The sequence below is a fragment of the uncultured Mailhella sp. genome (assembly GCF_944324575.1).
In the GTDB taxonomy this organism is placed as follows: Bacteria; Desulfobacterota; Desulfovibrionia; order Desulfovibrionales; family Desulfovibrionaceae; genus Mailhella.
In genome coordinates this window covers 1-9,113 of the sequence record NZ_CALUWV010000081.1, presented here as the reverse complement: position 1 = coordinate 9,113, position 9,113 = coordinate 1, and the positions used below count along the sequence as shown (strand labels likewise).

Annotated in this window: 5 protein-coding genes; 4 read left to right on the top strand and 1 reads right to left on the bottom strand. The window is 61.4% G+C overall.

Going from position 1 to position 9,113, the window contains the following annotated elements; genetic code table 11:
• Nucleotides 1-389: 389 nt before the first annotated feature.
• Together Q0J81_RS08870 and Q0J81_RS08865 are read left to right on the top strand one after the other, a co-directional pair.
• A complete protein-coding gene (locus Q0J81_RS08870) occupies nt 390-647 on the top strand; it encodes a thioredoxin family protein (RefSeq protein WP_294447274.1) in 258 nt (85 codons plus the stop codon).
• A gap of 286 nt (nt 648-933) precedes the next feature.
• Nucleotides 934-1,371 (top strand): arsenate reductase ArsC, encoded by a 438-nt coding sequence (locus tag Q0J81_RS08865; RefSeq protein WP_294447273.1) that lies wholly within the window; start codon nt 934-936, stop codon nt 1,369-1,371.
• Between the two features lie 539 nt (nt 1,372-1,910).
• Here the strand turns inward: Q0J81_RS08865 and Q0J81_RS08860 are convergent.
• Nucleotides 1,911-3,125: an aminotransferase class I/II-fold pyridoxal phosphate-dependent enzyme gene (locus Q0J81_RS08860; protein WP_294447272.1), complete on the bottom strand. Its 1,215-nt coding sequence runs from the start codon at nt 3,123-3,125 to the stop codon at nt 1,911-1,913.
• 600 nt (nt 3,126-3,725) lie between these two features.
• Here Q0J81_RS08860 and ppdK point away from each other — a divergent pair.
• Nucleotides 3,726-6,374, top strand: coding sequence for a pyruvate, phosphate dikinase (gene ppdK, locus Q0J81_RS08855; RefSeq protein WP_294447271.1), 2,649 nt, complete (start codon nt 3,726-3,728; stop codon nt 6,372-6,374).
• 1,038 nt (nt 6,375-7,412) lie between these two features.
• Entirely contained in the window at nt 7,413-8,909 is a 1,497-nt protein-coding gene (locus Q0J81_RS08850) for a bifunctional heptose 7-phosphate kinase/heptose 1-phosphate adenyltransferase (RefSeq protein WP_294447270.1), read from the top strand.
• Nucleotides 8,910-9,113: the final 204 nt, after the last annotated feature.

Sequence of the window (9,113 nt, the reverse complement as noted above, 5' to 3'; positions counted from 1 at the left end):
CCCTCACCTGCTCCCTGTGTGTCGGCTTCACCCTGACCTGCTGTCTCCTCAACGCGCTGTTTTCAGACAGAGGCGGGCGAACGTGGAAACTTTTGAAAAAGTTTTCCCCCTTCCCCCGTACCCCCATCCCCTTTCAAAACTTTTTATTTTTTGGGGGAGCGCTTTCCCTCCCGAACCGGCCCGACGTCTCTGTCCCGGAAGCTGAACGGCATGCGGCCCCCGACAAAGACCCGTTCCGCAAACATTACGGCCAGGCAAAACCCGCAGGATTCAAACGCCGCATCTTTCCGCGGCGGCTGAAACGCAAAAACGCCACACGAGGCACACCCCGCCTGCCCCTGTCCCGTTCACGGGAGCACGGCTCAAAACTCAGACATGAAGAGGTTATCATGATCATCAAAGTCTTCGGCCCCGGCTGCTCCAAGTGCAAGGAAACCGAACACATCGTCCGCGAGGCCGTGGAAGCCTCCGGCATTCCCGCCGACGTGGAAAAAGTCTCCGACCTGCGCGCCATGATGGCCGCGGGCATCCTGACCACCCCGGCCGTCGCCATCAACGACGCCCCTGTCTGCTCCGGACGCGTTCCCTCCAAAAACGAGGTCGTCTCCTGGATCATGACCGCAGCGGAAAAGGCGCAGGAAAAGTAGGAAGTCTGGCAGGGGAAGGGAGAAGCGTTTGAAAAAGTCTTCCCCCTTCCCCCTGCCGCCTCTGAACGGCGCGCGCCTCCCTCCGCAATCCGGCCCGTCGGCAGTCAGCCTGCGGCCGACTCCGCTTTCGGCAGAGGCAGACCTGCTCTTCAAAAAAATACGCCGTCGCTGCAAAGCGCCGTCGACGTTCCGACCGGCCTGTCGCCAGGCGGAAAAACCGGCAAGGCCATGCCGTCCGGCGGACGCCGTTTTCGCAGCCCGCCCACCATTCAGCACAGAACGCCGCATGAAAAAACGCATTCTCTTTCTCTGTACCGGCAACAGTTGCCGCAGTCAGATGGCCGAAGCCCTTGCCTGTCTTCTTCTGCCCTCGCTCGAGGCCTTTTCCGCCGGTTCCTCCCCGGCGCAGCGCATTGATCCGCTGGCTCTGGAAGTCATGGCGGAACTGGGAGCGGATCTTTCCCGCCGGCAGCCGAAGGGCATCGACGATTTGCCCGCTGCGGATTTCGACCTTGTCGTCACGCTCTGCGACAACGCCCGGGAAACCTGTCCCGTTTTTCCCGGAGGGGGCATGACCGTTCACCGGGGCTTCGACGATCCTCCCGCACTCGCCGTCAATGCCGGAAGCCGTGAGGAAAGGCTGGCCGTCTACCGCAGAGTACGCGACGAAATAGCCCTTTTTCTCCGCGCCTTCCCCGACGAGTTTCCCTTTCTTTTCCGCTGATGTTCCGAGGCTCCGGCAGCGCTTGCCCATTCAGACGCCGCTATCTCTCCGCTCTTTCCGTTTTTCTGCTGTCCGCTTCCTCCGCCTGCCCGGGGAAGTTCCCGTACCGCCCTGTCACCAGGAGCGACATGGGATCTGGCTTCTGCATTTTCTGCAAAGTGATGGTTCCGGTCTGAAAGGGGGAAGAGCCCTGACGAAGGTCGGGCCGAAGTCGATTTCATCAAAGGCGGAAGGATATGCCGGAAAGTTTCGGCATCAGCGCACGGCGAACGTCTTGTCCCCTTTGCCCCCGGGCGCGAAGCCTTCGGCGAACTCATGGGCCGGGGGGAAAAATCAGCGCCCCCGGCGGGGTCGGGGGCGGCGCCCCTGCGCGCTTCTCCCGCACTGCGCTTCCCTCGCCCTGCGCGCTTCACCGTTGCTTTAAAAAAGTCGCCCCGCTCTTCGGGCCGGCCTGTCAGGAGCAGGAGCCTTCGGAGCGGGGCTTTTTTCAAGGATGGCCACAGCCGCCCGCGTGCATGGCGTCGGCCGGGCTGACGCGCCTAGCGACGGTAGTCACGCAGGAACGCGGCCAGCTTGTCCACCGCTTCTTCCAGAATGGAGATGCGCGGCAGGTAGACGATACGGAAGTGGTCGGGCTTTTTCCAGTTGAAACCTGAGCCGGGCACGAAGAGAATGCGGGTCTGGCGCAGGCAGTCCAGAGCGAACTGGGTATCGTCGGTAATGTTGTATCGTTCCGTATCGATTTTGGGGAAGATGTAGAAGGCGGCCTTCGGCTTTTTGGCGGAAATGCCGGGCACGCTGTTGAGAGCCTCGTAAATGAAGTTGCGCTGCTCGTAGATGCGGCCTCCGGGCACGATGTACTCGTTCACGCTCTGATAGCCGCCGAGGGCGGTCTGAATGATGGCCTGACCGGGCACGTTGGAGCACAGGCGCATGTTGGAGAGCATGTTGATGCCCGCGATGTAGTCGGTGGCGAGGCTCTTGTTGCCGCTCAGGATCATCCAGCCCACGCGGAAGCCGCAGACCATATGCGACTTGGAAAGGCCGCTGAAGGTCACGCAGAACAGATCGGGGGCAAGGGAAGCAATGGACACGTGCTTTTCGCCGTCCATGACGAGGCGGTCGTAGATTTCATCGGAAAAGATGATGAGTTCGTGGCGTCTTGCGATTTCCACGATGCGCTCGAGCACCTCCACGGGGTAGAGCGCGCCCGTGGGGTTGTTGGGGTTGATGATGACGAGCGCCTTGGTTCTGTCGGTAATCTTGCTTTCCATGTCCTCGAGGTCCGGATACCAGTCGGACTCCTCGTCGCAGATGTAGTGCACGGCCTTGCCGCCGGCGAGGTTGGCGCAGGCCGTCCACAGCGGATAGTCGGGCGAGGGAATGAGGATTTCGTCACCGTTGTTGAGCAGCGCCTGCATGGAAAGCTGAATGAGCTCGCTCGCGCCGTTGCCCGTGTAGATGTCCTTCATGGTGACGTTGGGGATATTCTTTATCTGGGCATACTGCATGATGGCCTTGCGGGCGGAAAATATGCCGCGGGATTCGGAATAACCCTGCGACTGCACGATGGAATCGCGCATGTCGAAAATGACTTCTTCCGGCGCGGAAAAGCCGAACGGCGCGGGATTGCCGATGTTCAGCTTGAGGATTTTCATGCCGCTTTCTTCCATGCGGGCGGCTTCGTCCACCACAGGTCCGCGCACGTCGTAAAGCACGTTGTCGAGCTTGCTGGATTTTGAAAAGGTTCTCATCTGGGCTCCCGTATTGTATTCCTTTTTCCTTGTTTTCAATGCGCCGACCATGGAGTGCCGCCACAAAGGCAACCGTAGCACTATTCCCGCCGGACGCAAACAAAAACTCGCGCATTCCGAAAAAATTCTCGGTATTCCACATATTTTTTTCCTTCTCCGGGCAGTGAGAAAGGCCGCAGGCCATGCCGCCGGTCTTTACAAAAAATTACGGCGTACCATACCGAAATTACAGGGAAAACGTCCATTGTCCCGTCTGCCGTGCCGGGGCCGCGAGCGTCCCGCCGCGCCGAAAGCTCCGGGGACGCGCCCCCCATCCCCCGCGCTCTCCCGCGCCGGGCCCAGCTTCCGCCCTCCGCGTCTTTTCCCCGGCAGAGTCTCCCGGGGCCGCACGCCGCGCTTCTGTGCACGACGCATCTTTTCCGCAGCCGTACCCCCGGGCCATGCGATTTTGCGCCGCAGGAACACAGGAAAAAAGTTTCTCCCTTCCCATGGCTATGCAGAAGTCTTGTTGATTTGCCCTACCGTATTGACCGAAAGGCGTGAGTTTCGTATTCTGAAGCAAAGAACTGTCACCCTCTAGCGATGAAGGAGAACGTCCATATGCGGTACGTGTATCTGTTCCACGAAGGGAATGCACAGATGAAGAGTCTGCTGGGCGGCAAGGGAGCGAATCTGGCGGAAATGACCAATCTCGGCCTGCCCGTGCCCTACGGCATGACCATTTCCACCGACGCCTGCCGCGACTACTACGCGAGCGGGGGAACGCTGCCTGAAGGACTGGTGGATGAGGTGACGGCCGCCCTCGCCCGGGTGGAAGAAAAGGTGGGCAGAAAGTTCGGGGACGAACACGATCCGCTTCTGCTCTCGGTGCGCTCCGGCGCGGTGTTCTCCATGCCCGGCATGATGGACACCATCCTGAATCTCGGTCTGAACCGCGCCACCTTCCAGGCGCTGGCCAGACTCACGAACAACACCTGGTTCGCCTGCGACACCTACCGCCGCTTCATCCAGATGTTCTCCGACGTGGTCATGGAAGTGCCGAAGGAAAAGTTCGAGCACATCCTTTCGGAACAGAAGGCCGCGCAGGGCGTGACGCTCGATCAGGACCTTTCCGTGGAATCGCTGGAAACCGTCATTGAGCGCTACAGAGAGCTCTACCGGCAGGAAGTGGGCAGCGAATTTCCCGAAGACGTGCACAGTCAGCTTCTGCTTGCCGTCGAGGCGGTGTTCCGCTCATGGAACAACCACCGCGCCATCGTGTACCGCACCATCAACAAGATCGACCACAATCTCGGCACGGCCGTAAACATTCAGGCCATGGTGTTCGGCAACATGGGCGAGAACTCCGGCAGCGGCGTGGCCTTTACGCGCAATCCCTCCACGGGCGAAAAGAAGCTCTACGGCGAATATCTGTTCAATGCCCAGGGCGAAGACGTGGTGGCCGGCGTGCGCACGCCGAAGCCCATTGCCCGCCTTGCCGACGAAATGCCGGATATTTACAATCAGTTCAGTAAGATAGCCGAAACACTCGAAACGCATTACCGCGACATGCAGGACATTGAGCTTACCATTGAACGCGGCAGGCTCTTCATTCTGCAGACCAGAAACGGCAAGCGCACCGCTCAGGCCTCGCTCAAGATCGCCTGCGACATGGTGGAAGAAGGCCTCATCGACAAGAAGGAAGCCGTGCTTCGCATCGACCCCGAACACCTGGCCAACGTGCTGCATCGTCAGATCGACAGCTCGGCCAATCCCACCGTGCTCGCCACGGGCCTTGCGGCCTCGCCGGGTGCGGCCTTCGGCTCCGTGGTGTTCGACGCCAATGAGGCCGAACATCTCGGCCGCATGGGCGCCAAGGTCATTCTCGTGCGCGTGGAAACCACGCCCGACGACATCCACGGCATCGTGCAGGCGCAGGGCATTCTCACCAGCCGCGGCGGCATGACCAGCCACGCCGCCGTGGTGACGCGCGGCATGGGCAAGCCCTGCGTGTGCGGCTGCGAAGCCGTGAAGGTGGACTACGGCCGCCAGTGCTTCAGCGTGGGCGACACCGTGGTGAAGAAGGGCGACCTCATCTCCATCGACGGCACCACCGGCCGCGTCATTCTCGGCGCGGTTCCGCTGAAGGATCCCGAACTCTCCCATGAGTATCAGACCATTCTCGGCTGGGCCGACGAGTTCCGCGACCTTCAGGTGCGCGCCAACGCCGATACCCCGGAAGACGCCGAAAAGTCCCGCCGCTTCGGCGCGGAAGGCATAGGCCTCACCCGCACGGAACATATGTTCATGGCGCAGGAACGCCTGCCCTACGTGCAGAAGATGATACTTGCCGAAACCACCGAAGAACGCACCGCCGCCCTGCTGCCCCTGCAGATCATGCAGGAAAACGACTTCTACGGCATTCTCAAGGCCATGAACGGCCTGCCCGTGTGCATACGCCTGCTCGACCCGCCGCTTCACGAGTTTTTGCCGAGCCTCGACAGGCTGCTCGTGGAAACCACGGAACTGCGCGTGCGCGGCGACAATCCCGACCTGCTCGCCGAAAAGGAACGCCTGCTCGCCCAGGTGGAAAAGCTGCATGAAGTCAACCCCATGCTCGGTCACCGCGGCTGCCGCCTCGGCATCACCTACCCCGAAGTGTACGAAATGCAGATGTACGCCATCTTCAACGCGGCCTCGAGACTCGCAAGAGACGGCTACACCACCCTGCCGGAAATCGAGATTCCGCTCACCATCAGCCTTGCCGAAATGGCCATGCTCAAGGAGCGCTGCGACCGCATCGCCAGAGAATGCATGGAACTGCACAAGGTGGAATTCCCCTACCTGTGCGGCAGCATGATAGAACTGCCGAGAGCCGCCCTGCTCGCCGGTGAAATCGCCGAGTCCGCAGAATTCTTCAGCTTCGGCACCAACGACCTCACCCAGACCTGCTTCGGCTTCAGCCGCGACGACGCCGAAGGCAAGTTCCTGCCCGTCTACATCAATCAGCACATCCTCAAGGACAACCCCTTCGCCGTGCTCGACCGCAAGGGCGTGGGCAGACTCATGGAAATCGCCATAGACGAAGGCCGCAGAACAAGGCCCGGCCTCATGATAGGCATCTGCGGCGAACACGGCGGCGACCCGAGCTCCGTGGAATTCTGCCATCAGGCAGGCCTCGACCTCGTGAGCTGCTCCCCCTACCGCATACCCATAGCCCGCCTCGCCGCCGCTCAGGCCGCCATCAGGTACCCCAGAACCAAGGAATAGCTGCCGCTTTTCCCGCCATAATCACTGCCACCGAAAGGCCGCCCCGCAGGAAGAAGAGGAACCTGCCGGGCGGCCTCAACCCGTTCAAAGCTCAGGCTGCGCCGGTGCAGGTGAGGCTGGCGGGGAAGGCTGGAGAGGAAGGGGACAGGCAGAAGAGCGGGGCTCCGCCCCGGACCCCGGCGGGGGAGATAATCTCCCCCGGGCCCCCGAAAGGCATGCGGGGGAAATAATTCCCCCCGCACCCCCCTGTTTCGCCTTGCGGCTGCGCCGCGCGGCGGGGCTCGTGCGGATGCCGGAAGGCGGGCTTTGAAAGGGCGGGGTAAAAGACGTGTAACGCAAAGGCCGGAAGTCTCGGCAAGGCGCTTTCGGGCTGCAATCTCCGTGCAGGCGTGCGCCCTGCGCCCGCCTGCGGCTGCCGACCGATGTTCCCGCTGCGCGGTTCCATCGGTGTGGTTGGAAGGAATTTCCGGATTTTTACGGGAGAGTGTCGGCGCAACGCTCTGGGAAGCCTTCGCTGACAAAGAACAACCGTTTTTCAACGCTCTGGGGCCCCGGGCCGCTTTCGCGCGGCCCGGCCGACGGCCGCAGGCAGCCGCGATTCACTCGCGGCGTTAAACGCAGCGGACGTCGTACAAGTCCCGCGTTCGTACAGAGTGTCCAGAGCAGACGGGCAGTGGCGATACACGGGAGAAAGGAAAATGTCGGCCTCAGGCAGCCGGAATTCACTTCCGCCGTTACATGAAAAGGCCATATGAAGGCCGTGCATATACTTCTGCATGGCCTTTGCGCTTCCCCGACGCCCCGCATTGCCCGGAAAACTTTTCCCTCCCCCAAAATTAAAAAGTTTTGAAAGGAGGGATGGGGGCGCGGGGGAAGGGAGGGAACCTTTTGAAAAAGTTTCCCTCCCTTCCCCCGCAAACTCTCCACTCCCCCCTCTTCTTTACTTCACGTTTGACGGCTGGTATTCTGGGCGCGGCGAAAAGCCCGGGCGGGAGCGTTGTTCTGTCGTCCTTCATCTGAGATCACACAGGAAAAACCATGCTGCTTTCTACCATAGTCAAGGCGTACAGGAACGTCAGGGTTCTTTGTGTGGGCGACGTGATGCTCGACCATTTTCTTTACGGGAAGGTGGAGCGCATTTCGCCCGAGGCTCCCGTGCCGGTATTCAACTTTCAGAGCGAAAAAAAGATGCTCGGCGGGGCGGGCAACGTGGTGGCCAATCTGCACACGCTCGGCTGCACGGCCGACATTCTCTGCTTCATCGGCGACGACGAGGCGGGAAAGGAAGTGCGGAGGCTTCTTGAGCAGGTCTGCGATCATGCGGCTGCGCTGGTGGTGCCGGGCTTTCCCACCATTGAAAAGACCCGCGTGATTGCGGGCAACAGTCATCTTCTGCGCATCGACAACGAGCGGCGCTTCTGCTGCAACGACGACATTCTCGGCTCTGCGCTCGACGAGCGCGTGAAGGCCGCGGACATCGTGCTTCTTTCCGACTACGCCAAGGGCCTGCTTTCTCCCGAACGCTGTCAGCGCATCATTGCGGCCTGCCGTGCGGCGGGCAAGCCCGTCATCATCGACCCCAAGGGCGACGATTATTCAAAGTACTCCGGGGCCACCGTGGTCAAGCCAAATCTCAAGGAATTCAATCAGGCCACGGGACTTTCGTGTCATCCTTCCGACCCCGACTTCACGGACAGTCTGCGCCGGGGCGCAGCCAGACTGTTTGAGCGCTACGGCATTGAAAATCTGCTCGTCACGCTTTCCGAGCACGGCATGGCCTTTGTGGCCGCCGCCCGTCCCGACAAGGTGTTTCAGCTTCCCACCGAGGCGCGCGAAGTGTTCGACGTGTCCGGCGCGGGCGACACCTCTCTGGCCGCCTTCGGCGCGTCGCTTGCCGCCGGAGCCGACATTCAGGACGCCATGAAGCTCGCCAACATCGCGTCCGGCGTGGCCGTGGGCAAGCTCGGCACCTCCTGCGTCACGGCGCAGGAAATTCTCGACGCCCTTTCGCGCCGCCGCTCCGCCTCCGGCGCGGGCTGGAAGCAGAAAAACAAGATCGTCAGCCGCCGCGAGGCCGCAGCCATTGCCGCCCAGTGCCGCGAACAGGGCAGAAAGGTGGGCTTCACCAACGGCTGCTTCGACCTGCTGCATCAGGGGCATCTGCACTCGCTCATGCAGGCCCGCTCCCTGTGCGACGTGCTCATGGTGGGACTCAACACCGACGCCTCCATCAAAAGGCTCAAGGGCCCGGAACGCCCGATTCAGGACGAAAAGACCCGCGCGCTGCTGCTCGCCTCTCTGGAGTTCGTCGACTTCGTCATCATGTTCGACGACGACACCGCCCTGCCCCTCGTGGACGCCGTTCGCCCCGACCTTATCCTGAAGGAAGGCTACACCATCGACCGCTGGCCCGAGGCGCAGTTTGTGGAAAGCTACGGCGGCAGGGCCGTCACCCTCTCGCGGCTCGACGGCTACTCCACCACGCAGACCATTCAGAAAATGAAAAAGGGCGAAGCGACAGAGCAGCCGCAGTAAAGGCCGCGCTCTTTCCCCGTGCGACGCCACTACCTCTCCCCGTCTCTCTTTGCCTGCCGCAAAGGACGCACGAAGAGCCACGGCGCCGCCCGTAGTCGACCGCACTTCTCTTGCTGCCGCATGAAGAAATGGGGCCCCACCGGCATAGCCGGTGGTTCCTCTTATGCGCCTATAAGGCTTTCTTACCAGCCGCGCCCTAGCAGG

Excerpts from the sequence above, each read along its gene's own strand:
- Q0J81_RS08870 (WP_294447274.1), top strand. The coding sequence starts at position 390 with ATGATCATCAAAGTCTTCGGCCCCGGCTGCTCCAAGTGCAAGGAAACC.
- Q0J81_RS08865 (WP_294447273.1), top strand. The coding sequence starts at position 934 with ATGAAAAAACGCATTCTCTTTCTCTGTACCGGCAACAGTTGCCGCAGT.
- Q0J81_RS08860 (WP_294447272.1), bottom strand. The coding sequence starts at position 3,125 with ATGAGAACCTTTTCAAAATCCAGCAAGCTCGACAACGTGCTTTACGAC.
- ppdK (WP_294447271.1), top strand. The coding sequence starts at position 3,726 with ATGCGGTACGTGTATCTGTTCCACGAAGGGAATGCACAGATGAAGAGT.
- Q0J81_RS08850 (WP_294447270.1), top strand. The coding sequence starts at position 7,413 with ATGCTGCTTTCTACCATAGTCAAGGCGTACAGGAACGTCAGGGTTCTT.